This window comes from uncultured Microbacterium sp. (assembly GCF_964244775.1).
In the GTDB taxonomy this organism is placed as follows: Bacteria; Actinomycetota; Actinomycetes; order Actinomycetales; family Microbacteriaceae; genus Microbacterium.
This window is the reverse complement of sequence record NZ_CAXTJR010000001.1, coordinates 47,181-70,001: the sequence shown is the minus strand read 5'-3', so window position 1 is coordinate 70,001 and position 22,821 is coordinate 47,181. Positions and strand designations below refer to the sequence as shown.

Sequence of the window (22,821 nt, the reverse complement as noted above, 5' to 3'; positions counted from 1 at the left end):
CGCCAGCGCCGTATCGAGATCGACACCGCACACGCCCGTCGTACGCTGAGAAACGATGCGAGAGTTCGGGCACGGGATCGGGATGCTGCTGAGTGGCTTCGGCTGGTGGCGCCGTCGGCCCGGGGTGATGGCGCGGGGGCTCCTGCCCGCCGCGATCGTGAGCCTCGTGATGCTGGCCGGACTGATCGCCCTCGGCATCGAGACTCCCGCCATCGCCGATTCGCTGACACCGTTCGCCGACGGCTGGCCCGGATTCTGGTCGACGCTGCTGCGGGTCGCGGTCGGCACCGCGGTGCTGGGCGCTGCGATCGTGGTGGCGGCCGTGACCTTCACCGCCCTTACCCTCATCGTGGGCGAGCCGTTCTACGACCGGATCTGGCGGGCGGTCGAACGAGACCTCGGCGGCGCGGTACCAGACGGCCGCTACGGGTTCTGGCGTTCGGTCGGCGACGGGCTGAGCCTCATCGGGCGTGGGGTGCTGGTCGCAATCGCGGCGGCCCTTATCGGGTTCATCCCCGTCGTCGGCAGCGTCCTCGGCGCGGTCATCGGCACCGCCCTCGCCGGCTGGCTGATCGCCGACGAGCTCTCGTCACGTGCCCTCACCGCCCGCGGGCTGGATGCCCGATCACGTCGAGCGCTGCTGCGTGCGCGCCGCGCGCGCGCGCTCGGGTTCGGCGTCGCGACGCAGCTCTGCTTCCTCGTGCCGCTCGGCGCCGTCATCGTGATGCCGGCCGCCGTCGCGGGCTCGTCGCTCCTCGCCCGCAGTGTGCTCGGCGAACCCGAGCGGGTAGCCCCTGCTCAACACCGGTGACAACTCCGGTCGTTTCACTCGAGCCGCCCAGCGACGGTGCGGATATCCGCCGGTCTCGTCGACGGGATCTCCGATTCGACCGGAGATATGACCGCAGTTATGACCGCAGCAGGAGCCACACAGCTGCTGGCGCGACCGTGCCCTCAGCGCGCGCCGACGCCGCCCTCTGCCACGACGATCCGGTGATCCTCGTCGTGCGTGAGCTCGGTGCGCAGGAACTGCGGATCGGTCGGCAGATGAAGGTGGAACCGCGGATAGGCCACCACGCTCAGCTGGGCCGCCGCGACAGTGACGTCCAAGACGTGGCCGCCGACGCTGCGGTCATCGGCGAGGAAGTGCAGGTGCAGCCCCGCGACGGTGATGCCCTGGTAGATCGCCGGCGCCCAGAACCCGACGAGTGATCCCCGGATGCCGGTCAGCTCGGTTTCGACCTGATCGCGTGTGACGTCGGCGAGCGGACGGTACGGATGCTGCTGCCTCCGCGTCACCCGGACGCGGAGGGCCGCGCACACGCCGTCCACCCGCACCGCGTGGAACAGGTTGCGGCTGACCAGCTGTGATCCGATCGTCGCGGTCAGCGCCGCCAGGTTCGCGTCGACGATGTCGAGGGGAGCGACATCGTGCGACGGGCACACGTCGACGAACGGCAGGATGTCGTCGTCGAGCATGCGCGCGGGCGGCCCGTCGAGCGTGCACTCGAACACCTGGCCGTCGACGATGATGACTTCGCCGCCGAGGTGCTCACAGCACCCGATCCCGAAGTCTCCGCGTTCCCGCACCTCCGCGACCGTGATGCCCGACTCGTACGCGCCGGCCAGCAGCGCGTCGAGCACCGCGAACTGGGTCACCGCATCGGCGGTCAGGTTGCCCACAGTCAGGTCAGAAGTCCCAGTCTTCGTCGGCGGTCGCCTCGGCCTTGCCGATCACGTACGACGAGCCGGAGCCGCTGAAGAAGTCGTGGTTCTCGTCGGCGTTGGGCGAGAGCGCCGACAGGATCGCCGGGTTCACGTTCGTCAAAGTCTCGGGGAACATCGCCTCGTAGCCGAGGTTCATCAGGGCCTTGTTGGCGTTGTAGTGCAGGAACTTCTTGACGTCTTCGGTCAGGCCCACGCCGTCGTAGAGGTCTTGCGTGTACTGCACCTCGTTGTCGTAGAGCTCGTAGAGCAGCGAGAACGTGTAGTCCTTGATCTCGTCGCGTTCGGCCTCGGTGACCTTCTCGAGGCCCTTCTGGAACTTGTACCCGATGTAGTACCCGTGCACGGCCTCGTCGCGGATGATGAGGCGGATCAGGTCGGCCGTGTTCGTCAGCTTCGCGTGCGACGACCAGTACATGGGCAGGTAGAAGCCCGAGTAGAACAGGAAGCTCTCGAGCAAGGTCGAGGCGACCTTGCGCTTCAGCGGGTTGTCGCCCTGGTAGTACTCCATGACGATCTGGGCCTTCTTCTGAAGGTTCGGGTTCTCCACCGACCAGCGGAACGCCTCGTCGATCTCCTTCGTCGAGGCGAGCGTCGAGAAGATCGAGGAGTAGCTCTTGGCGTGCACCGACTCCATGAACGCGATGTTCGTATAGACGGCCTCTTCGTGCGGCGTGATCGCATCCGGGATCAGCGACACCGCGCCGACCGTGCCCTGGATCGTGTCCAGGAGCGTCAGCCCGGTGAACACGCGCATCGTCAGCAGCTGCTCGTCGGGGGTCAGCGTGTTCCACGACTGGATGTCGTTGGACAGCGGGATCTTCTCGGGCAGCCAGAAATTGTTGACGAGCCGGTTCCACACGTCGACGTCTTTATCGTCTTCGATGCGGTTCCAGTTGATCGCCTGCACGCTGGAAAGCAGCTTGAGCTTCTCGGGGGTCATCAGATTCCTCGGTATAATTTGTTGTCGATCACAACATGCAGCTGACGCACTCAGCCATGTCGGTGCCCTCGAGGGCCATCTGCCGCAGGCGGATGTAGTAGATCGTCTTGATGCCCTTGCGCCACGCGTAGATCTGGGCCTTGTTGATGTCACGTGTGGTGGCGGTGTCTTTGAAGAACAGCGTCAGCGACAGGCCCTGGTCGACGTGCTGCGTGGCCGCGGCGTACGTGTCGATGACTTTCTCGTAGCCGATCTCGTACGCGTCCTGGTAGTACTCCAGGTTGTCGTTGCTCATGAACGCGGCAGGGTAATAGACGCGCCCGAGCTTGCCTTCCTTGCGGATCTCGATCTTCGAGGCGATCGGGTGGATCGAGCTCGTCGAGTTGTTGATGTACGAGATCGAGCCGGTGGGCGGGACGGCCTGCAGGTTCTGGTTGTAGATGCCGTGCTTCTGGATGCTGTCGCGCAGCGCCGACCAGTCGGCCTGGGTCGGAATGTGCTTGCCGGCGAAGAGCTCGGCGACCTTGTCGGTCTCGGGGACCCAGGCGCGCTCGATGTACTTGTCGAAGAACGTGCCGCTGGCGTAGGTGGAGTCCTCGAACCCGTCGAAGGCCTCGCCCTTCTCGATCGCGAGGTTGTTCGACGCGCGCAGCGCGTGGTACAGCACCGTGTAGAAGTAGATGTTCGTGAAGTCCAGGCCCTCTTCCGACCCGTAGAACACGTGCTCGCGGGCGAGGTAGCCGTGGAGGTTCATCTGACCGAGGCCGATCGCGTGCGACCGGTCGTTGCCGTCTTCGATCGAGCGCACCGATGCGATGTGGCTCTGCTCGCTCACCGCGCTGAGTGCGCGGATCGCCGTCTCGACGGTCTGACCCAGGTCATCGGCATCCATCGACAGCGCGATGTTCATCGAGCCGAGGTTGCACGAGATGTCTTTGCCGACCTGGTTGTACGAGAGGTCTTCGTTGTACGTGGTCGGCGTGTTCACCTGCAGGATCTCGCTGCAGAGGTTGGACATGTTGATCCGGCCCTTGATCGGGTTGGCCTTGTTCACCGTGTCTTCGAACATGATGTACGGGTAGCCCGACTCGAACTGGATCTCGGCGAGCGTCTGGAAGAACTCGCGGGCGTTGATCTTGGTCTTCTTGATGCGCGCGTCATCGACCATCTCGCGGTACTTCTCGGTCACCGAGATGTCGCCGAACGGCACTCCGTAGACCTTCTCGACGTCGTAGGGCGAGAAGAGGTACATGTCTTCGCCGTTCTTGGCGAGTTCGAACGTGATGTCGGGTACGACGACGCCCAGCGACAGCGTCTTGATGCGGATCTTCTCGTCGGCGTTCTCGCGCTTCGTGTCGAGGAACCGCATGATGTCGGGATGGTGGGCGTTGAGGTACACCGCGCCGGCACCCTGACGCGCACCGAGCTGGTTGGCGTAGCTGAAGCTGTCTTCGAGCAGCTTCATCACCGGGATGATGCCGCTGGATTGGTTCTCGATCTGCTTGATCGGCGCGCCGGCCTCGCGGATGTTCGAGAGGAGGAGAGCCACCCCGCCGCCGCGCTTGCTCAGCTGCAGCGACGAGTTGATGCCGCGCGAGATCGACTCCATGTTGTCTTCGATGCGCAGCAGGAAGCACGAGACGAGCTCGCCGCGCTGCGCCTTGCCCGAGTTGAGGAACGTCGGGGTCGCCGGCTGGAAGCGACCGGAGATGATCTCCTCCACCAGGTCGGTGGCGAGCTTCTCGTCGCCGTCGGCGAGGCCCAGGGCCGTCATGACGACGCGGTCCTCGAAGCGCTCGAGGTAGCGCTTGCCGTCGAAGGTCTTCAGCGTGTAGCTCGTGTAGTACTTGAACGCCCCGAGGAACGTCTCGAAGCGGAACTTCTTCGAGTACGCGAGGTCGTTGAGGCGCTGGATGAACTCGAACGAGTACTTCTCCAGGACCGCGCCTTCGTAGTACTGCTTCTCGACCAGGTAGTCGAGGCGCTCCTTGAGCGAGTGGAAGAACACGGTGTTCTGGTTCACGTGCTGCAGGAAGTACTCCCGCGCCGCTCGCTTGTCGGCATCGAACTGGATCTTGCCGTTCGCGTCGTACAGGTTGAGCATCGCGTTGAGGGCGTGGTAATCCATGCCCTCGAACCGAGCCTCGTGCGCGAAGTCCTCTGTGCCCGCACGCACTGTTGCGGTCTCTTTCACTGCAGCTTCCACCATCGTTCCAATCCTTCGCTGACGCGATCCACGTCTTCTGGCGTGCCGAACAGCTCGAGCCGGTACAGGTGCGGCACGTGGCACTTGCGGCTGATGATCTCGCCGGCGAGGCAGAACGCCTCGCCGAAATTGGTATTGCCTGCGGAGATGACTCCCCGCAGCAGGGTGCGGTTGCCCTCGTCGTTGAGGAAGCGGATGACCTGCTTGGGAACGGCCCCGTGCTCCTCGCCCCTGCCCTGTCCCCCGCCGTAGGTCGGGGTGACGAGCACGAACGGCTGATCCACGCGGAGCGGAGCATCCCCCGCATGAAGCGGGATCCGCAGCGCCGGCGAGTCCACCTGGCGCTGAAGCTTCTCGACGAAGCGTGCGGTGTTGCCTGACACGCTCGAGAAGTAGACGATCAGCGGCGTCGCGGTCTCCCCCTCGGCAACCGCGTGACGCTCAGTCACCACGGTCGCCATGGGATCAGGCCAGTCGCGCGGCGAGCTCGTCGATCTTGTCGGGGCGAAAGCCCGACCAGTGGTCTTCATCCGTGATGACGACCGGCGCCTGCAGGTAGCCGAGCGCCTTGACCTGCTCGAGCGCGTCCGCGTCCTGCGACAGATCGTGGATCTCGTACTCGATGCCCTTGGAATCCAGCGCCCGGTACGTCGCGGTGCACTGCACGCAAGAAGGCTTTGTATAAACGGTGATGGTAGCCATATCGACCCTTCTGTCCCCTCGAATCCTCATGTTCCCGGCGAACCCCCTGCCGGGATAGCAATACTACATATGGGTACCGACATTGGAAAGCACCACAAGGGCTAGTAGTTACATCGATGTCATTTTGCACCGCTCTCCCCAGATACAACACAGGTTGTCCACCGTTTCATCCACAGGCGGGGCGATCGGTTCGAACCTGGAAAATCCCTGAATCACCGGGATTACGGATGCTCTGACAGCATCCCTCCACAGGCTCACACGCTAGAGCGACCCACCGACACGCAGCGCCTGTGGAAACTGCCGTTCCGTGCGCGTCCGGCGTGTCGCGGTGTCGCCTCCATGCCGATAGCGTGGAGAGGTGGCGGCATCGGCGGGGTATCGGGATCTGCTGCGCACTCCCGGAGTCGCCCGCATCATTGCCGCCCAGCTGACCGCGCGCTTTCCGAACGGCATGACGAGCCTCGCGCTCCTGCTCTTCGTGGAGAACGTCACCGGCTCGTACGGAGCAGCCGGCCTGGTGCTCGCCGCGACATCGATCGGGCAGGCGATCGCGGGCCCCGTGACCAGCCGTTGGATGGGTGTCTGGGGCATGCGCCGCGTGCTCACGATCACGCTCGTGATCTGCGCGCTGTCGATCACGACGATCGCGCTCGTGCCGATGGGGGTGCCGGGCTACATGGCACTGGGGGTCGTGGCGGGACTTTCGACACCGCCGGTGCAGTCCGCGGTCCGCACCATCTACCCGAAGATGGTGAATTCGCGCCAGCTCACGCCGCTGTTCTCGCTCGACGCGTCGCTGCAGGAGATCATCTGGATCGTCGCGCCCGTCGTGATCACCCTGGTGGCCACGCAGGTCGGCACCGTGCAGGCGCTCCTGCTGATCGTGGTGATCCTGATCGGCGGCGGATCGTGGTTCATCCTGTCGCCCGAAGTCGGGCGCGTCCGCATCCCCCGGAGCCGCCGGAGCATCGGCAAAGTGCTGACGAAGGCGCCCGTGCTGCTGGCGACCGTGATCGGATTTCTCCTGATCGGGGCATGCGCGGCCGTGGAGGCAGGCGTCGTGGCGACGTTCGGCCACGGCGGACTGGAAGCCGGCATCGTGCTCGCCGTGTTCTCGATCGGCAGTCTCGCCGGCGGACTGACGTTCGGGCACATCCCGATCGGGCGATGGGCGATGGCCCGGCGCCTGGCCGTCGTGACGGTGGGCCTGTCGTTCACGATGCTCTCGCTGAACGTCTGGTGGGTCGGCGGCACGCTCGTCGTCGCGGGTATCGGCATCGCACCGGCGCTCGCGGTGATCTTCGCGATGACCTCGGCGAGCGTCAAGTTCAGCGAGACCGCCGAGGCCTTCGGCTGGATCGGGACGGGCCAGCTCATCGGCGCCGCCGCCGGTTCGGCCATCGCAGGGTTCCTCATCGACGGCGTAGGGCCGCAGGGCGCCTACTGGGCCGCGACCGGATTCGCGTTCGTCGGCGTCGCGGTCGCCGTGCTGTTCGTGCGCGGGTTCCCCGATCTGCGTCACCGCGACGCCAGCCCGATCCCCGACACGGCCCCGATCGGCACCCTGACCTCCTGACCGAGCGGGCAGGCGCGGCACGATCACTTGCACCGTCACTGAATAGCCACCGGATGGCCGCCGCATGGTCGCCGGATAGCCGCCGCATAGCCGGCATTGGTCAGCTGGCTCCATGACACGCGAACCACAGACCACGACGCCGCGCGACACCTCTGCGCGCACGACCGCCGACGCCCGCTGGCTCGATGCGCACGGCTCGCCGATCGACGAAGACCACCGCGGTCTCGTCTATGACGTCCAGACGCTCGTGAACCGCCGCCGCGCGCTGGGCATCTTCGGCGGTATCGCCCTCACCTCGCTTCTGGCCGCCTGCGGTGCCACCGCGACGGCCGAGACCACGCCCAGCGCGACACCCAGCGCGCCCACGCCCACGCCGACTCCGTCGCCCTCGGCCACTCCGACGACGGCGGCCGCAGCATCCGAACCCCTCCCCGCCGTGCCCGATGAGACCGGCGGCCCCTACCCGGCCGACGGCTCGAACGGCGTGAACGTCCTCGACGACTCGGGCATCGTGCGCAGCGACATCCGGGCGAGCTTCGGATCGTCGACGACCGTGGCGGCCGGCGTCCCGCTCACGATCGCCCTGACGGTGCGTGATGCCGCGACCGGCGCCGCCCTCGCCGGCAAGGGTGTCTACCTCTGGCACTGCGACCAGAACGGCGACTATTCGCTCTACGGCCAGGGGCTCGAGAACGAGAACTACCTCCGCGGCGTCCAGGCCACCGACGCCAGCGGCACGGTGACGTTCACATCGATCTACCCCGCGTGCTATTCGGGGCGCTGGCCGCACATCCACTTCGAGGTGTACGACGATGTCGCGACCGCCGTCGCATCCGGCCCCATCGTCAAGACGTCGCAGATCGCCCTGCCCGCCGAGGTCGACGACACGGTCTATGCGACCAGCGGCTACGAGCAGAGCGTGCGGAACCTCTCGCAGATCTCGCTGCAGAGCGACAACGTGTTCGGTGATGACGGCGGCATCCACCAGATCGCGACGATGTCGGGCTCCGTCGCCTCCGGTTACACGGCGGCCCTCACGATCGGCGTGTGAGGGTCGGTCAGGCGATCCGGCGCAGCAGTTCCTGCACGGCGAGCGCGTACGCGTCGGCGGGTTCGGGATGCTCGAAGACCAACGTCTCGCCCCGCACCTCCACCTCGACCTGGAAGGTGTCGGCCAGGCGCCGCAGCGACCGGAAGGTCGATCGCAGCAGCTCGCGCAGCTGGCTCTCGTGCGGGAGCCACAGCGCGTCCTCGAGCGCGACCGAATCCAGCGCCCACTCGGTGGTGCCGTTGAACGAGAGGATCGTGCCGGTCGAATAATCCCGCGGCTCGATCGTCATCTCGCTCACCGTGAAGACGTCCGCGTCGAATTCGGGTTCGTTCAGCTGGAACCGGTCTCCGGAGCGCGGGTGCCACACGAGGCCCGCTGTGCGCAGTGCGAGTGCCGATTCCGTCGAGATCATGCCAACCATCATCACCCGGATGCTGGGCCCCCGGGGCCACTCGTAGGCTGAAGGCATGCCCGCACCCCTCACGCTCCCCCGCCTGTCGTGGGGCGATCCGTCCGCTACGCGCCGCGCGCTCCTCATCCACGGACTGGGCTCGAACGGCCCGCTCATGTGGCGGTTCGGGACGGCGCTGGCGGATGCCGGCTGGCACGCCTCAGCCGTCGACCTGCGCGGCCACGGCGTCGCCCCGCGGGCTCTCGACTACTCGCTCGCCGCGTATGCGGCCGACGTCGCGGCCACGCTCCCGGGCGGTGGCGGCGCATGGGACCTGGTGGTGGGCCACTCGCTCGGTGGAGCCGCCGCGGTGCTCGCCGCGGCCGATCATCCGTCGTGGACCGCGCGCCTCGTACTCGTGGATCCGGCGATCAAGCCGACCGATCAAGACCTCGTGATCGTTCGGGCGAGCCAGGAGGAGACGTTCGCCGACCCGAGCGAGGCCGCGGTACGGGCCGCGCACCCCGGCTGGCACGAGCACGACATCGAGCTGAAGGCGGTCGCCGCCCACCAGGTGAGCCGGTGGGCGGTGGAGCAGTCCAGTGCGCAGAACCAGGCGTGGGATGTGACCGCCTCCGCCGCGGCCCTCACAGTGCCCACGCACATCCTCGGGTCTGATCCCGCGGTCTACAGCATCTACTGGGGCGAGCGCCTCGCTGCCCTCCAGGCGGCCAACGCGGCGATCCGCTATTCGTACATCGCCGGGGCCGGCCACTCGCCGCACCGCGACCAGCCCGAGGCGACGGTCGCCGAGTTCCTCCGCGTCGTTGGGGGCTGACCGAACATCGGGAAGGACGGCGCAGAACCCGGCCGAGCGCCCGCGCCGGGCGCGAGAATGGGAGGGTGACCGACTTCGACCCGACCGCGTACCTGCCCGATGACCTGCTCGAGCGCATCCGCTCGCGTGCGGCCGAGCACGACCGCGACAACACCTTCCCCGACGCCGACCTGGACGAGCTGAGAGCGGCGGACTACCTCGCGATCCTGGTGCCCGAAGACCGTGGCGGTGCGGGCCTGGGCCTGGCCGAGGCATCCGTCCTGCAGCAGCGCCTCGCCGGCGCCGCCCCGGCCACCGCGCTCGCGATCAACATGCACCTGGTCTGGACCGGCGTCGCCAAGGTGCTGCAGGATCGCGGCATCGACGACCTCGCATTCGTGCAGACCGGCGCCGCAGCCGGCGAGGTGTTCGCCTTCGGCATCAGCGAGGCAGGCAACGACCTCGTGCTGTTCGGGAGCGACACGGATGCTGCGCCCCGGCCCGACGGTTCGTACGCGTTCACCGGCACGAAGATCTTCACCTCGCTCGCTCCGGTCTGGACGCAGCTGGGTCTGCACGGCCTGGACACCACCTCGGAGGACGCGCCGAGGATGGTCTACGCCTTCGTCCCCCGCACCGGCGCGGGCGACACCGTCGTCGCCCGCGACGATTGGGACACCGTGGGCATGCGCGGCACCCAGAGCCGCACGACGGAGTTGCACGGCGCGGTCGCCCCCGCCGATCGGGTGGTGCGCCGGATCGCCCCCGGCCCGAACCCCGACCCGATCGTGTTCGGAATCTTCAGCGTCTTCGAGATCCTGCTCGCGTCGGTCTACACGGGCATCGCCCGGCGTGCGCTCGACCTGGCCGTCCAGACGGCGGGGACGCGCACGTCCAAGCGCACCGGCAAGGCGTACGGCCAAGACCCCGACATCCGCTGGCGGATCGCCGACATGGCGCTCGCGTACGACGCGCTCCCCCCGCAGCTCCAGTCGCTCGCCACCGACGTCGACACGCGCGCCGACCACGGCGCGCGCTGGTTCTCGCTGCTGTCGGGCATCAAGCACCGCGCGGTGACGATGGCGAAAGAGGTCGTCGACCAAGCCGTGCTCGTCTCCGGCGGCTCGTCGTACTTCACTTCGAGCGAGATCGGGCGCCTCTACCGCGACGTGCTGGCCGGCATGTTCCACCCGTCCGACCCCGAGTCGGCGCACTCGACCGTCGCGTCGGCGTGGCTCGGCCCACTCCAACCCTGACCCAACCCGGCATCCGCAACCCTGAACCTGCCCGCAGACCCGCGTGCGAGGATGACCGGATGGTGCACACTCCCACGGCTCTGCTGAGCGCAGCCGATCAGGAACGGCGGCGCGGCCTCCGGGTGATGAAGGGCGTCGCGCTCGGCGGGCTGGTCGTCATGGCGGTGCTCTTCGTCATCTCCTTCGCCCTGCAGGGGCAGTACCCCTGGCTCGCGTACGTCCGCGCGTTCGCCGAAGGCGGCATGGTCGGAGCGCTCGCCGACTGGTTCGCGGTGACGGCGCTGTTCCGGCGTCCGCTCGGTCTGCCGATCCCGCACACCGCGATCATCCCGAACCGCAAGGACGAGATCGGCCGCACGCTGGGCGAGTTCATCGAGACGAACTTCCTGTCGGCCGACGTCGTGCAGACCAAGCTCGAGGCCACCGCGATCTCAGCCCGGCTCGGCGAGTGGCTGCGCGAGCCGGCCCACGCGTCGCGGGTCGCGGCCGAGGCGTCGACCATGGCCGCCGGCGTGCTGCGCGCCCTCAGTGACGACGACGTGCGCGACGTGATCGAAGACCTCGCCCGCGAGCACCTCATCCTTCCCGAATGGGGTCCGCCCGTGGGGTCGTGGCTGGGCAAGATCGTCGATTCGGGCGCTCATCACGCCGCGGTCGACCTCGCCGCAGACAACATCTCGGTCTGGCTCGCGAACAACCACGACGCGTTCGCAGGACTCGTCTCGCGCCGGCTGCCGTCATGGGTGCCGTCCATCGCGCATCGGCTCGTCGATGACACGATCTACAACGAAGCCGTGAAGTTCGTCGTCGCGGTGCGCGCCGACCCGCAGCATCCCGCCCGCCACGCGATCGATGCCTACCTCGCCCGGCTCGCCGACGGGCTCGAGCACGATCCGGCGACGATCGGGCGCCTCGAAGACGCGAAGATCGCGATCTTCGACAGCCCGCGCGTGCGCGAGCTGGCGGCTACGGCGTGGAATACGACCAAGAACGGCCTGCTCGACTCGCTCGCCGATCCGCAGAGCAGCCTGCGCACCCGCGCGACCACTGCGCTCGCCGAGATCGGCGGACGACTGGCGACGGATGCTGCGCTTCAGCGCCGCGTCGACGGCTGGGTGACGCAGGCCGCCGTGTTCCTCGTCGACCGTTACCGCCACGACATCGCGTCGATCGTGACCGACACCGTCGAGCGGTGGGACCCGGCCGAGACGACCGAGAAGATCGAGCTGATGGTCGGCCGCGACCTGCAGTACATCCGCCTGAACGGCACGATCGTCGGCGCGCTCGCGGGGCTCGCGATCTTCAGCATCGCCCACGCGTTCCTGGGGTGATCCAACAACTACGCCGCTACCCTGAAGCCGTGGCCACCCTCGCCGATCAGCTGGTCTTCAGCTATGGGACGCTCCAGGATCCCGCCGTCCAGCTCGACACCTTCGGGCACCTCGTGCCGTGCGACGACGACGTCCTGCCCGGGTACACCGTCGACTACGTGGGCGTCGGCGATCCCCGCGTCGTCGAGGTCTCGGGCCTGGCGGCGCATCCGATCGTCCGCGAGACCGGCGATCCCCGCGACAAGGTGACGGGGAGGGTGCTCCGGCTCACCGAAGACGAACTGGAGGCCGCAGACGAGTACGAGGTGGCGCACTATCGCCGCGTCACCGTCGTGCTCGCCAGCGGCACGCACGCGTTCGCGTATGTCACCGCGGGGCCCGCGCGTCCGTAAGGGCGGTGGGGCCGCGGGCTCGTCCGCTACAGCCGCTGGGTGCGCGAGAGCACCGTCTGGATGATCACGACCACCGCGAGGAATGCTCCCGAGACCACTGACTGGACCGACGAGCTCAACGAGCCGACCTGGTTGATGAGGTTCTGGATGACGCTCAGCAGCAGCACGCCCGCGACGGTTCCGATCAGGTTGCCGCGACCGCCGACCAGCAGCGTTCCGCCGATCACCACGGCTGAGATCGCGTTGAGCTCGAGGCCGACGCCGACCGTGGGCACTCCCGACGACGAATAGGCGGCGTTGAGCGCACCGGCGAGCCCCGCGCACAGTCCGCTGATCACGTAGACGCTGAACTTGACCCGCGCGACGGGCAGGCCCATCAGGGTCGCCGCGCTCTCTGAGCCGCCGACGGCGAGCACGGACTGACCGCCGGTGGTGCGCGCGAGCAGCAGCGTGCCGATCACGATCACCGCGAGCGCGATGAACACCGGCCACTTGAGCCCGAAGACACCGTCCTGCCCGATGCCGATCACGACCTCGTCGGTGATGAGCGGAGTGTTCGAGCCGCCCTCGGTGATGGCGAGAACGAGCCCGCGCACGCCCAGGAGCCCGGCCAGGGTCACGATGAACGGCGGCATGTTGACATAGGCCACGAGTGTGCCCTGCAGAGCGCCGATCGCGCCGCACACGATCAGCGGCAGGGCGATGGCGCCGAGGGGCCCCCAGGTCGAGCCGTACGCGGCGAGCACTCCACCCAGAGCGAAGACCGACCCCACCGAGAGGTCGATGCCGCCGGTGAGGATGACGAACGTCATGCCCGCGGCCACGATCATCAGGAACGAGGACTGGGTGGCGATGTTGGCGAAGTTCGTCGGCGTGGCGAAGGTCGGAAACGCGATGCTGCCGACCACGAGCAGGATGACCAGCACCAGCGCGGCGCCATAGGTCTGCGTGAGCCCGGCGATCCGCTCGCGATTCAGCTGGGTCGACGTCGCGGGACCGGCCTCGGGTTCGATCGTGGTTGTCATCGGACGAAGACCTTTCCGCGCTGGATGTACACGGCGAGCAGGATGATGACCGCCTGGACGATCTGCGAATACGCATCCGGAATGTTGTGCTTGATCAGGGTCGCGCCGATGAACTGCAGCAGCACGGCGCCGGCAACCGTGCCGATGACCTTCACCTGGCCGCCGCTCAGCGGGGTTCCACCGACCACGACGGCGGTGATGGCGGAGAGTTCGATCAGGTTGCCGAGCGTGGAGGGAACCGATGCGCCCAGGCGCGCGGTGCCGATCACTCCGGCCACTGCGGCCAGGGCCGCGCAGATCACGTAGGTGAGCAGCAGGATTCGCTTCACTGGGAGCCCGGACAGTTCGGCAGCCCGTCGGCTGCCGCCGATCGCGATCAGCTGTTTGCCGAAGGTCGTCTTGTTCACCAGCAGTGCCACCGCCGCCACCAGGACGGCAGCGATGATCACGCTGTAGGGGATGCCGAAGAGCGATTCGCGGCCGATCGCCAGAACGGCGGGGTCGGTCACTGACTTCAGCTGCTCGTTGGCGATCAGCAATGCGATGCCGCGACCGGCGACCATGACAGAGAGGGTCGCCACGATGGGCTGCACCCCGATCAGGGCCACCATCGATCCGTTGATCAGGCCGATGAACGCTCCGGCCGCCACGGCGATGATCACCGCCGGCAGGAGTCCATAGCCGATGTAGAGCGGAATGAAGGCCGCGGCCAAGGCCATGACGGCGCCCACCGAGAGGTCGATGCCTTCCGTGCCGATCACCAGTGCCATACCCAGCGCCACGATGAGCACCGGCACCACCTGCACGAACTGCGTGCGGAAGTTGTCGAGCGCGAAGAAGTTCGGGGTGAAGATCAGGTTGTACACGAGCAGAAGGACGATGGCGATGTACACGCCGTATGTCTGGAGGATGCCGAGCATCGCCGCCCGACTGGGTCTGGCGAGCGTCACCGTTGCCTGAGTCATGCTTCTGCCTTCGTGATCGATCGGTCTGTCTTCTCGCCGGCGAGCGCGGCCAGCAGCGAGCCCTCGTCGACGTCTTCTCCGGTCAGCTCGGTTTCGATTGATCCGTCGCGGAGCACGATCACGCGCCCCGAGCCTTCGACGACCTCTTCGACCTCGGAGGAGACGAGCACGATGGCAAGCCCCTCGTGGGCGAGTTCGTCGATGAGCGCCTGAACTTCGGCCTTGGCTCCGACGTCGATACCTCGCGTGGGCTCGTCCAGCAGCAGCACCTTCGGCGTCATCGCCAGCCAGCGGGCGATCATGACCTTCTGCTGATTGCCGCCCGAGAGCTCGGACACGATCTGATCGGGATTGGAGACTTTGATGTGCAGCCGCCGGATGAAGACATCCACGACCGCGTCCTGCTTGCGCCGCGACGTGAATCCGGCTCGGGAGAGCTTCGGCAGTGCTGCCAGCACGATGTTGTCGCGCACCGAGAGGTTCGGAACGATCCCCTCGCTCTTGCGGTCTTCGGGCAGCATGACGATCCCTGCCCGGATGGCGGCCGGCACCGACCCGCTGCGCACCGTCTTGCCGTCGATCGTGACCGACCCGCGATCGAGCTGCATGACCCCGGAGAGAGCTTTGAGCGTCTCGGAGCGACCGGAGCCGAGCAGTCCGCCGAGCCCCACCACTTCGCCCGGCCGGATCGTGATGTCGATGCCGTCGATCTGGTGCTTCCGACTGAGGTCCTTGCCCACCAGCACGGGGGGCGCATCACTCGTGCTGAGCGCGTGGAACGCGGTCATTCCGCCGCGCTCGACCATCTCGACCGACCGACCGAGCATCTTCGCGATGAGCTCGAAACGCGGCAGTTCGTGCAGATCACCGACGTGCACGACCTTGCCGTCGCGGAGCACCGTGACCTTGTCGCAGACGCGGTAAATCTCGTCCATGCGGTGTGAGACGTAGATGATGGCGATTCCGCGCTTGCGCAGCATCCCGATCACCCGGAACAGCGTCTCGACCTCACGTGCCTCGAGCGAGGAGGTGGGCTCGTCCATGATGACGACGCTCGCGTTGATGCTGACGGCGCGGGCGAGCGCGACCATCTGCTGCACGCCGAGAGCGAGGCTTCGCAGCGGTCGTCGCACATCCACCTGGATGCCGTACTCCTGCAGGAGCGCCCGCGCATCCTGGTACATGCGACGGAAATTGATGAGGCCGATCGCCGTGCGGGGCTCACGACCGAGGTAGATGTTCTGCGCCACCGACATCAGCGGCACCAGGTTGACCTCTTGATAGATCGTGCTCACGCCGGCCTTCTGCGCATCCAGCGGACGTGCGAATGCGGTCGGCGTGCCGTTCAGGACGAGTTCACCGTCATCCGGTTGGTACACACCGGTCAGCACTTTGATCAGTGTTGATTTGCCGGCACCGTTCTCGCCCATGAGCGCGATGCTCTCGCCGGGCCGCACCGTGAAGTCGACCGAGTCGAGCGCTGTGACTCCCGCGAACCGTTTCGACACCCCCCGCGCCTCGAGCACGGGAACGGTGTTGTCGGAAGTGTGCTCCATCGTCACGTTCTTCTGTCCTTCTTGTGATTCTTCGCTGAGTCGGAGTCGGCAGTGTGCCGGCGACGGGATCGTCGCCGGCCCACTTGTCACGACTCAGTATGCGGAGTTGACCTTCTCGGCCGCATTGTCCGCGGTGTACTCGCCGTCTTCGATCACGATGGCCTGCCCCACGGCGTCGCCGCCGAGGAAGGACGCGATCGTCTTGAAGGCGAGGGGTCCGAAGCGAGGGTTCGACTCGATGACACCGTTGTAGGCGCCGGCAGCCAGCTGCTCGACAGCGTTCTTCGTGCCGTCGATCGAGTAGATCTGGATGTCCTTGCCGGGCACCTTGCCCGCCGCGATGATCGCAGCCTGCGCGCCGAGGCCCATCTCGTCGTTCTCGGCGTAGATCGCCGTGATCTCGGGGTTGGACTGCAGCAGCTGCTCGGTGACGGCCTGGCCCTTGTCGCGAGCGAACTCACCGGTCTGCTGCGCGACGATCTTGATGTCGGGCGCTTCTGCAGCGATCTGGTCGACGAAGCCCGAGGTGCGGTCGGTGGTGACACCGTTACCCGAAGAGCCGAGCAGGATTGCGACGTTGCCCTTGCCGCCGGTGCCCGCGATCAGCTGATCGGCGGCGCGCTTGCCCTGCTCGACGAAGTTGGAGCCGAGGAAGGACACATAGTCGCTGCAGGCTCCTGCGTTGAGCTTGCGGTCGATGGTGATGACGGGGATGTTCTTCTCACGAGCGGCTTCGAGCGCGGGCTCGAGTCCGTCGGAGTTCAGCGGCGCGACGATCAGGATCTGCGCGCCCTGTGCGATGAGGTCCTGGATGTCGGAGATCTGCTTGGACAGCGTCGACTGCGCGTTCGTGGTGATGAGCTTCTTGACGCCGACCTTCTGCGCCTCGTCCTTGATCGACTGGGTCTCGGCGATGCGGAAGGGGTTGTCTTCCTTCTCCGACTGCGAGAAGCCGACCGTGGCATCCTTCAGATCGATCGCTTCGCCCTTGTAGTCGGCGAGCGAGCAGGTGGGGCCGTCGGAGGCCTGGGCGGTCTGCTGCGTGTCAGCGGCAGGAGCGGAGGATGCCGCGGTGGTGCCGGTGTTCGTGCAGCCGGCCAGGCCCAGGGTCAGGACCGCGATTGCTGCTGCCGCTCCGAGTAGGTAGCGGGACTTCGTGGTGGAACTCATTGCAATGCTCCAACTTCCTTGTTGATGTGGATGCGGGACGTTCTGGAACGCCTGCGTTCAGAACGTAGCAATTTCGGTCACTCCTGAAACCGCTACGTGAGCATTGTTGCTAAAACGTGTCCAAAAGTCCAGACGAGGTTTATGCGACGGCGACGCTGACGCCTGCGCGGCGCAGGGACGAGATTTCGTCGGCGCTCGCCAGAGAATCGGTGACGATCTGACCGATGGCCTCAGTCGCCAGGGTCTGAATCGCTGATCGGAGGCCGAATTTGGTGTAATCGGCCAGCACGATCGTCTCGTGCGCAGCGGCGGCCATCGCAGAGTCTGCATCGGCGACGAGCATGCTCGGCGTGGAGAGTCCGAAATCGGCGACGAGTCCGTTTCCGGACAGGAAGGTCTTGTCGGCGTGGATGCCGCGGAGCGTGCGGTTGGTGGCTTCGCCCACCAGGGCGCGGATCGATCCGCGCAGGGTGCCGCCGGTCATGATCAGCTGGTTCTGCGGCGTGGATACGAAGGTTTCGGCCACGGGAAGCGAGTTGGTGATGATGGTGAGTCCGATTCGATCGACCAGATTGCGAGCGAACGCTTCGGTGGTGGTACCCGGGCCGATCACGATGACATCCCCGTCGTGGACGAGGTCGGCCGCGTACCGCCCGATCGCCCGCTTCTCGGCCATCGCCTGGCCCGTCTTCTCGGAGTAGCTGCGTTCACTGGTGGCCGGGTCGGCGATCGCACCACCGTGGGTGCGGGTGAGCAGTCCCGCCTCGTCGAGATGGCTGAGGTCGCGCCGAATCGTGACCGACGAGGTGTGCAGGCGCTCGGCGAGGTCGTTGATCGACACTGCGCCCTCTGAGCGGACGTAGTCGAGGATCAGGTTGCGTCGCTGCGCTGCAATCACTCGGCAATCCTAAGAGCAACTCGTACGGTTCCGATCGATTTTGATCGAAAACGTTCTCGGTCGGTGCAGGAAGGGGCGCCCCTCACCCCTCGTCGAGCGGTTGAGGGCCAGGTCCGTCGGGCGCCGGAGCGACGAATCGAATGGCGCGAATCGGCTTCTTCTCTGCCTCCGACTCGGCGTCGATCTGGTTCTGCTCCTCGATCGCCCGATAGATCGTGGCGCGGGACGTGCCGAGCTGCTCGGCGATCTCACGCACGGACGCTCCCTGATCGCGGAGCATCGCGACGCGCTCGATGTTTGTCGCCGAGAGCGCACGCGGTCGCCCTCCGACGCGTCCGCGCGCCCTCGCGGCGTAGACCCCGACCATCGTTCGTTCGCGGGTCAGGGTGCGCTCGAGTTCGGTGAACGCATGCACCACCGCCAGCACCGCCCTGCCGTCTTCCCCCGACGTTTCCACCTTCTCGACGAGAGAGCGCACGCCGACGCCCCGGTTGCCCAGCAGTTCGAGCAGCGACAGGACCTGGGGCAGTGTGGCGGCGAGGCGATCGAGTCGCCAGATCACCAGCGTGTCGTCGGCGCTGATCTCATCGAGCGCGGCAGTCAGCCCTGGCCTGGCCTGTGTAGCCGAATTGGAACTGATATCGGCATAGATGCGCGTGACACCGGCGTGCTTGAGCAGATCGCGCTGGTACTCGGAGCTGTGCTCGAGGGGCCCCACCCACACGTATCCGACGTCGGCCATGCGATCACCCCCGCTCACGACTAACGCGGCTCTGGTCTGAGATTCTGTCCGGAACCATGTCCGAATTGATGTCGCAATCGTACTCGGTGCGCGGTTTTCTCCCGTCGCGGGCGGGATGCTGCGGCGATTCGTCATCGTTCTGACGCCGTCTCGACCCAGTTTGCGCGTTTTTGACAGCAGTTGCGAACAGGGTTTTGAGACTGCTACCTTGTGCCTGCCGAGGCGCGGTAGCCGCGGCCCAGACTCGAGGGAGAGTACGCGATGAAGCGCGACGACCGTAACCAGGGGCGCGGACGATGGTTTCGTGGTTGGGGAGCGGTGGTGACAGCGGGCGCTCTGCTGGCCGCGGCGCTGGTGGCTCCGGCACTGCCGGCTGCGGCCGCACCGGCCGCGGCGAACGGTCTCAAGGGAGAGTATTTCCTGCTGGGCGACGGAGCCGACTATCCCTTCGGCGAGCTGAAGGCCACGGTGCTCGACGGCGCGATCAACTACTCGAACCTGATTCCGGTGTACCAGGAGCGCGTCGGGCGTGGCGATAACGCCGCGGTGCGCTGGACCGGTTCGCTCACCGCGCCGACCACCGGTGACTACACGTTCTACGGCGTCGGTGACAATGGGTTCCGCCTGTGGGTCGCCGGGCAGCAGATCATCGATTTCTGGCAGAACAAGTGGGACCTCGAGCAGACATCGAGCGTCGTCACGCTCCAGGCCGGCCAGAAGGTCGACTTCCGCCTGGACAACTTCCAGGCCACCGGCGGTGCGTACATGAAGCTGAGCTGGTCCGGTCCCGGAATCGACAAGTCCATCGTGCCGATGAGCGCGCTGACTCCCCCGGCAGACCTGGCCCTCTACCCCGCACGGGCCTCGGTGAACACGGCGGGCGACAGCGTCGCTCTCGCATTCCCCGGTGAGGTCGCAGGCACGGCGAATCTGGCCGATCACCTGCAGCTCTCGGTGGATCAGGGAGGACTGCCGGTCGGCTCGGTGGCCCCCGGACCGGATGCGCAGAGCGTCATCGTCACACCGAGTGGTCCGATCGGTGCGAACGTGGCGGTGCGACTGCGCTACGATGGCGCTGGATCGCTCACGGCCGGCGGTCAGCCGGTCCCCGCGTTCGATATCCCCGTCGACAATGCGTCGACCTACGTGCTGTCCACGCCGTGGGCGAAGGACGTCGACCCGAACAACCCGCTGCCCGAGTACCCGCGCCCCCAGTTGGTGCGCACGGACTGGCAGAACCTGAACGGCACGTGGCAGTTCGAGGCGGCCACCGCCCAGAGCCCGACCCCGTTCGGCACGGACCTGTCGGAAGAAGTCGTCGTGCCGTACCCGATCGAGTCGCTGCTTTCGGGCCTGAAGCGCCACGAAGACCACTTCGTGTACCGCCGCACCTTCGAGGTGCCAGCCGCATGGAACGTCGGCAACGGGCAGCGCCTGCAACTCAACTTCGGCGCGGTCGATTACGACGCCACCGTGTACGTCAACGGCACCGAGGTCGCTCACCACATCGGCGGCTACGAGGAATTCAGCGCCGATGTCACCGACGCGCTGGTGGCTGGCCCCAACGAGCTGATCGTGCGGGTCACCGACACCACGGGCAACCAGCCTCGAGGAAAGCAGGACCCGAATCCCGCCGGCATCTTCTACACACCGGCATCCGGCATCTGGCAGACGGTCTGGATGGAGCCGGTCGCGCCCGCGCGCATCGATCAGCTCGAGCTGACCCCTGACCTGCCCAACTCTGCGCTGACCCTCGAGGCGGTCTCAGCCACGGCATCCGCCGGCGCGACCGTCACCGCGGTGGCACGTGATGCTTCCGGCGCCGAGGTGGGCAGGGCCACCGGCGCTGCCAACGCCCCGCTCAGCATCCCGATTCCGAACGCCCACCTGTGGTCGCCCGCCGACCCGTACCTGTACGGATTGCAGGTCACGTTGACGGACGGCGCGTCGACCGACGTCGCGTTGAGCTACTCGGGCATGCGCTCGATCGAGGTCAAAGAGGTCGACGGCGTGCAGAAGATCTTCCTGAACGGCCAGCGCACGTTCCTGCTCTCCACCCTCGACCAGGGCTACTGGCCCGACGGCGTCTATACGGCGCCGACCGACGCGGCGCTCGCCTGGGACATCCAGACGACCAAAGACCTCGGATTCAACACCATCCGCAAGCACATCAAGGTGGAGCCGGCCCGCTGGTACTACCACGCCGACCAGATCGGCATGCTGGTCTGGCAGGACATGCCGGCCAACAACGGCGGCAACAAGGACGACGCCACCCGCGCCGCGTACCACGACGAGCTGCTCAGCCTCATCGACCAGCTCGATTCGACCACCTCGATCATCGGGTGGATCCCGTTCAACGAGGGGTGGGGCGAGTGGGACAAGACCGCTTCCGGCCAGATCGCCGACGAGGTGAAGGCCGCCGACCCCAGCCGGCTGGTCAACGCCGCCAGCGGCGTGAACTGCTGCGACTCGAAGGGCGACTCCGGTAGGGGCGACGTGATCGACTGGCACCTCTACACGGGTCCGGCACTGCCGCATCCCGACGCCACCCGCGCGTCGATCGACGGCGAGCACGGCGGATTCTCGCTCTCGGTTCCGGGTCACGTGTGGCCGGGCGGATCGGTGAACCCGTACGGCGAGGTCGCGACCTCCGCTGAGCTGACCGCCGCATACGTCAAGAACACCGCGGCTCTGGTGCGCCCCGCCGAGGAGTACCTCTCCGGCTCGGTCTACACCCAGATCACCGATGTCGAGGGCGAAGTCAACGGCATCTGGACCTACGATCGCCGCGTATTGAAGATGGACGGCGCGAAGGTCGCCGCCATCAACAAGAAGGTGCTCGAAGTCGGTTCCGATCCCCGGCAGCTGCCGCCGGCGACCGGAGGCCCCAACGGCATCGGATTCTGGCCGCTCAACGAAGGATCGGGCGCCCAGAGCGCCGATACGTCCGGCAACGCTCACACGCTGACACTGGGTGACGGCGCCGCGTGGACTCCGCGCGCCGACGGCTCATCGCTGAAGCTGAACGGAGATCGACAGGCGGCCACAGCATCCGTCCCGGAGCTCGACACCACCGGAAACTTCTCGGTGGCTGCGTGGGTGCGGATGGATGCGCTGCCCTCAGGGGGCGGATACGCCACCATCGCCAGTGCCGACGGCCTCACGGGCCAGAGCCCGTTCTTCCTCCAGTACGGCGACACGCTCAAGGGCTTCGCGTTCAGCTTCCCCGACGGACCGCGTGCGGTGGCGGTGACCACCCCCGAACTCGGCAGCTGGCACCACCTGGTCGGTGTGCGCGATGCGGCGGCCGGAAAGCTCAAGCTGTACGTCGACGGCGTGCTCGCGGCGACCGAGTCGACGCGCGGTGGCACGCTCTCGGACGGAACGATCGCGCTCGGTCGAGGCCAATGGGGCGGCAACCCCGTCGACTTCCTCAACGGTGCGATCGACGACGTGCACCTCTTCGACAAGGCGCTGACCGATGCTGAGGTCACCGCCCTCGTGACGCCGCCCACCCAGCAGACGCCGGTGGCGAGTGTGGCGCCGCCGGTGGTGTCGGGTGTTGCGTTGGTGGGTAAGCAGTTGACGGCGGATCCGGGTAAGTGGGATGCCTCGGGGGCGACGTTCACCTACCAGTGGCTGCGCGATGGAGCAGCGATCGCTGGTGCGACGTCGGCGAAGTACACGACCGTCAAAGCCGATGGGGGCAAGTCGCTCTCGGTGAAGGTGACCGCGACGGCCGCGAACCGGTTGCCGGGAACGGCCGCATCGGCAGGAGTCGTGGTGCTGTTCCCGGCCACGGTGAAGGTCTCCAATCCGCTGTTGGGCATCTCCTGGTTCCGGGTCACGGTGAACGTGACGGTCTCCTCCGATGGGCCGGTCGCGGGGCCGGTGACGGTGAAGGTGGGAAACAAGACCTACCCGGTGACCGTGGATGCCCGCGGCAAGGGCAGCGTCACGCTCCCCAACCTCAAGGCCGGCTACTACCCGGTGTCGGCCGAGTTCCCCGGCACCGCCACCGTCGCACCCGCCAAGAGCCCTACCGGAGCACTGTTGATCCTCTTCTAAACCCGCC

At 66.8% G+C, this 22,821-nt stretch carries 20 protein-coding genes; 8 read left to right on the top strand and 12 right to left on the bottom strand.

Annotated features, from left to right (window positions below; translation table 11 throughout):
• Positions 1–55: 55 nt before the first annotated feature.
• Positions 56–811 carry an EI24 domain-containing protein gene (locus ACFE6Z_RS00320; RefSeq protein WP_375383709.1) on the top strand — a complete coding sequence of 252 codons (756 nt, stop codon included), beginning with the start codon at positions 56–58 and terminating at the stop codon, positions 809–811.
• A gap of 143 nt (positions 812–954) precedes the next feature.
• Here the strand turns inward: ACFE6Z_RS00320 and budA are convergent, their stop codons facing one another.
• The 5 genes from budA to nrdH are packed head-to-tail and all read right to left on the bottom strand — an operon-like array spanning position 955 to position 5,576.
• Positions 955–1,683 carry an acetolactate decarboxylase gene (gene budA, locus ACFE6Z_RS00315; protein ID WP_375383708.1) on the bottom strand — a complete coding sequence of 243 codons (729 nt, stop codon included), beginning with the start codon at positions 1,681–1,683 and terminating at the stop codon, positions 955–957.
• Between the two features lie 7 nt (positions 1,684–1,690).
• The gene (gene nrdF / locus ACFE6Z_RS00310) at positions 1,691–2,668 is read right to left on the bottom strand and encodes a class 1b ribonucleoside-diphosphate reductase subunit beta (protein ID WP_375383707.1); all 978 of its coding nucleotides are present in this window, start codon (positions 2,666–2,668) and stop codon (positions 1,691–1,693) included.
• 28 nt (positions 2,669–2,696) lie between these two features.
• A complete protein-coding gene (gene nrdE, locus ACFE6Z_RS00305; protein ID WP_375383706.1) occupies positions 2,697–4,877 on the bottom strand; it encodes a class 1b ribonucleoside-diphosphate reductase subunit alpha in 2,181 nt (726 codons plus the stop codon).
• Positions 4,859–5,335 carry a class Ib ribonucleoside-diphosphate reductase assembly flavoprotein NrdI gene (gene nrdI / locus ACFE6Z_RS00300; protein ID WP_375383705.1) on the bottom strand — a complete coding sequence of 159 codons (477 nt, stop codon included), beginning with the start codon at positions 5,333–5,335 and terminating at the stop codon, positions 4,859–4,861. The genes nrdE and nrdI overlap by 19 nt, the downstream gene beginning before the upstream one ends.
• Positions 5,336–5,339: 4 nt before the next feature.
• A complete protein-coding gene (gene nrdH / locus ACFE6Z_RS00295) occupies positions 5,340–5,576 on the bottom strand; it encodes a glutaredoxin-like protein NrdH (protein ID WP_150450322.1) in 237 nt (78 codons plus the stop codon).
• Positions 5,577–5,934: 358 nt separating this feature from the next.
• On the opposite strand from nrdH, the gene ACFE6Z_RS00290 reads away from it, so the two are divergent.
• Both ACFE6Z_RS00290 and ACFE6Z_RS00285 read left to right on the top strand, forming a co-directional pair.
• Entirely contained in the window at positions 5,935–7,152 is a 1,218-nt protein-coding gene (locus tag ACFE6Z_RS00290) for an MFS transporter (RefSeq protein ID WP_375383704.1), read from the top strand.
• 112 nt (positions 7,153–7,264) lie between these two features.
• Positions 7,265–8,203: a 3,4-dioxygenase subunit beta gene (locus ACFE6Z_RS00285; protein WP_375383703.1), complete on the top strand. Its 939-nt coding sequence runs from the start codon at positions 7,265–7,267 to the stop codon at positions 8,201–8,203.
• 7 nt (positions 8,204–8,210) lie between these two features.
• Here the strand turns inward: ACFE6Z_RS00285 and ACFE6Z_RS00280 are convergent, their stop codons facing one another.
• A complete protein-coding gene (locus ACFE6Z_RS00280) occupies positions 8,211–8,615 on the bottom strand; it encodes a pilus assembly protein CpaE (RefSeq protein ID WP_375383702.1) in 405 nt (134 codons plus the stop codon).
• 55 nt (positions 8,616–8,670) lie between these two features.
• On the opposite strand from ACFE6Z_RS00280, the gene ACFE6Z_RS00275 reads away from it, so the two are divergent.
• From ACFE6Z_RS00275 to ACFE6Z_RS00260, 4 genes are all read left to right on the top strand, one after another.
• Complete coding sequence (locus ACFE6Z_RS00275; RefSeq protein ID WP_375383701.1) at positions 8,671–9,432, top strand: alpha/beta fold hydrolase; 762 nt, start codon at positions 8,671–8,673, stop codon at positions 9,430–9,432.
• A 65-nt stretch (positions 9,433–9,497) separates the two neighbouring features.
• Complete coding sequence (locus tag ACFE6Z_RS00270) at positions 9,498–10,667, top strand: acyl-CoA dehydrogenase family protein (protein ID WP_375383700.1); 1,170 nt, start codon at positions 9,498–9,500, stop codon at positions 10,665–10,667.
• Between the two features lie 59 nt (positions 10,668–10,726).
• The gene (locus ACFE6Z_RS00265; RefSeq protein ID WP_375383699.1) at positions 10,727–11,998 is read left to right on the top strand and encodes a DUF445 domain-containing protein; all 1,272 of its coding nucleotides are present in this window, start codon (positions 10,727–10,729) and stop codon (positions 11,996–11,998) included.
• Between the two features lie 29 nt (positions 11,999–12,027).
• A complete protein-coding gene (locus ACFE6Z_RS00260; RefSeq protein WP_375383698.1) occupies positions 12,028–12,390 on the top strand; it encodes a gamma-glutamylcyclotransferase family protein in 363 nt (120 codons plus the stop codon).
• Positions 12,391–12,416: 26 nt separating this feature from the next.
• On the opposite strand, the gene ACFE6Z_RS00255 is transcribed toward ACFE6Z_RS00260, so the two are convergent.
• The 6 genes from ACFE6Z_RS00255 to ACFE6Z_RS00230 form a co-directional block, all read right to left on the bottom strand.
• A complete protein-coding gene (locus tag ACFE6Z_RS00255; protein ID WP_375383697.1) occupies positions 12,417–13,415 on the bottom strand; it encodes an ABC transporter permease in 999 nt (332 codons plus the stop codon).
• Positions 13,412–14,380 carry an ABC transporter permease gene (locus ACFE6Z_RS00250; RefSeq protein WP_375383696.1) on the bottom strand — a complete coding sequence of 323 codons (969 nt, stop codon included), beginning with the start codon at positions 14,378–14,380 and terminating at the stop codon, positions 13,412–13,414. The genes ACFE6Z_RS00255 and ACFE6Z_RS00250 overlap by 4 nt, the downstream gene beginning before the upstream one ends.
• Entirely contained in the window at positions 14,377–15,936 is a 1,560-nt protein-coding gene (locus ACFE6Z_RS00245) for a sugar ABC transporter ATP-binding protein (protein WP_375383695.1), read from the bottom strand. The genes ACFE6Z_RS00250 and ACFE6Z_RS00245 overlap by 4 nt, the downstream gene beginning before the upstream one ends.
• A 93-nt stretch (positions 15,937–16,029) precedes the next feature.
• On the bottom strand, positions 16,030–17,106 hold the full coding sequence (locus tag ACFE6Z_RS00240; protein WP_375383694.1) for an ABC transporter substrate-binding protein: 1,077 nt from the start codon (positions 17,104–17,106) through the stop codon (positions 16,030–16,032).
• A gap of 139 nt (positions 17,107–17,245) precedes the next feature.
• Positions 17,246–18,004 (bottom strand): DeoR/GlpR family DNA-binding transcription regulator, encoded by a 759-nt coding sequence (locus ACFE6Z_RS00235; RefSeq protein ID WP_375383693.1) that lies wholly within the window; start codon positions 18,002–18,004, stop codon positions 17,246–17,248.
• Positions 18,005–18,086: 82 nt separating this feature from the next.
• Positions 18,087–18,746, bottom strand: a complete 660-nt coding sequence (locus ACFE6Z_RS00230; RefSeq protein ID WP_375383692.1) for a recombinase family protein — start codon at positions 18,744–18,746, stop codon at positions 18,087–18,089.
• Positions 18,747–19,067: 321 nt separating this feature from the next.
• Between ACFE6Z_RS00230 and ACFE6Z_RS00225 the strand changes: the two genes are divergently transcribed.
• A complete protein-coding gene (locus ACFE6Z_RS00225) occupies positions 19,068–22,814 on the top strand; it encodes a LamG-like jellyroll fold domain-containing protein (protein WP_375383691.1) in 3,747 nt (1,248 codons plus the stop codon).
• Positions 22,815–22,821 lie beyond the last annotated feature (7 nt).

Coding starts and splice junctions, on each gene's coding strand:
- ACFE6Z_RS00320 (WP_375383709.1), top strand. CDS start 56: ATGCGAGAGTTCGGGCACGGGATCGGGATGCTGCTGAGTGGCTTCGGC.
- nrdF (WP_375383707.1), bottom strand. CDS start 2,668: ATGACCCCCGAGAAGCTCAAGCTGCTTTCCAGCGTGCAGGCGATCAAC.
- nrdE (WP_375383706.1), bottom strand. CDS start 4,877: ATGGTGGAAGCTGCAGTGAAAGAGACCGCAACAGTGCGTGCGGGCACA.
- nrdI (WP_375383705.1), bottom strand. CDS start 5,335: ATGGCGACCGTGGTGACTGAGCGTCACGCGGTTGCCGAGGGGGAGACC.
- nrdH (WP_150450322.1), bottom strand. CDS start 5,576: ATGGCTACCATCACCGTTTATACAAAGCCTTCTTGCGTGCAGTGCACC.
- ACFE6Z_RS00285 (WP_375383703.1), top strand. CDS start 7,265: ATGACACGCGAACCACAGACCACGACGCCGCGCGACACCTCTGCGCGC.
- ACFE6Z_RS00280 (WP_375383702.1), bottom strand. CDS start 8,615: ATGATCTCGACGGAATCGGCACTCGCACTGCGCACAGCGGGCCTCGTG.
- ACFE6Z_RS00275 (WP_375383701.1), top strand. CDS start 8,671: ATGCCCGCACCCCTCACGCTCCCCCGCCTGTCGTGGGGCGATCCGTCC.
- ACFE6Z_RS00265 (WP_375383699.1), top strand. CDS start 10,727: ATGGTGCACACTCCCACGGCTCTGCTGAGCGCAGCCGATCAGGAACGG.
- ACFE6Z_RS00255 (WP_375383697.1), bottom strand. CDS start 13,415: ATGACAACCACGATCGAACCCGAGGCCGGTCCCGCGACGTCGACCCAG.
- ACFE6Z_RS00250 (WP_375383696.1), bottom strand. CDS start 14,380: ATGACTCAGGCAACGGTGACGCTCGCCAGACCCAGTCGGGCGGCGATG.
- ACFE6Z_RS00245 (WP_375383695.1), bottom strand. CDS start 15,936: ATGGAGCACACTTCCGACAACACCGTTCCCGTGCTCGAGGCGCGGGGG.
- ACFE6Z_RS00240 (WP_375383694.1), bottom strand. CDS start 17,106: ATGAGTTCCACCACGAAGTCCCGCTACCTACTCGGAGCGGCAGCAGCA.
- ACFE6Z_RS00230 (WP_375383692.1), bottom strand. CDS start 18,746: ATGGCCGACGTCGGATACGTGTGGGTGGGGCCCCTCGAGCACAGCTCC.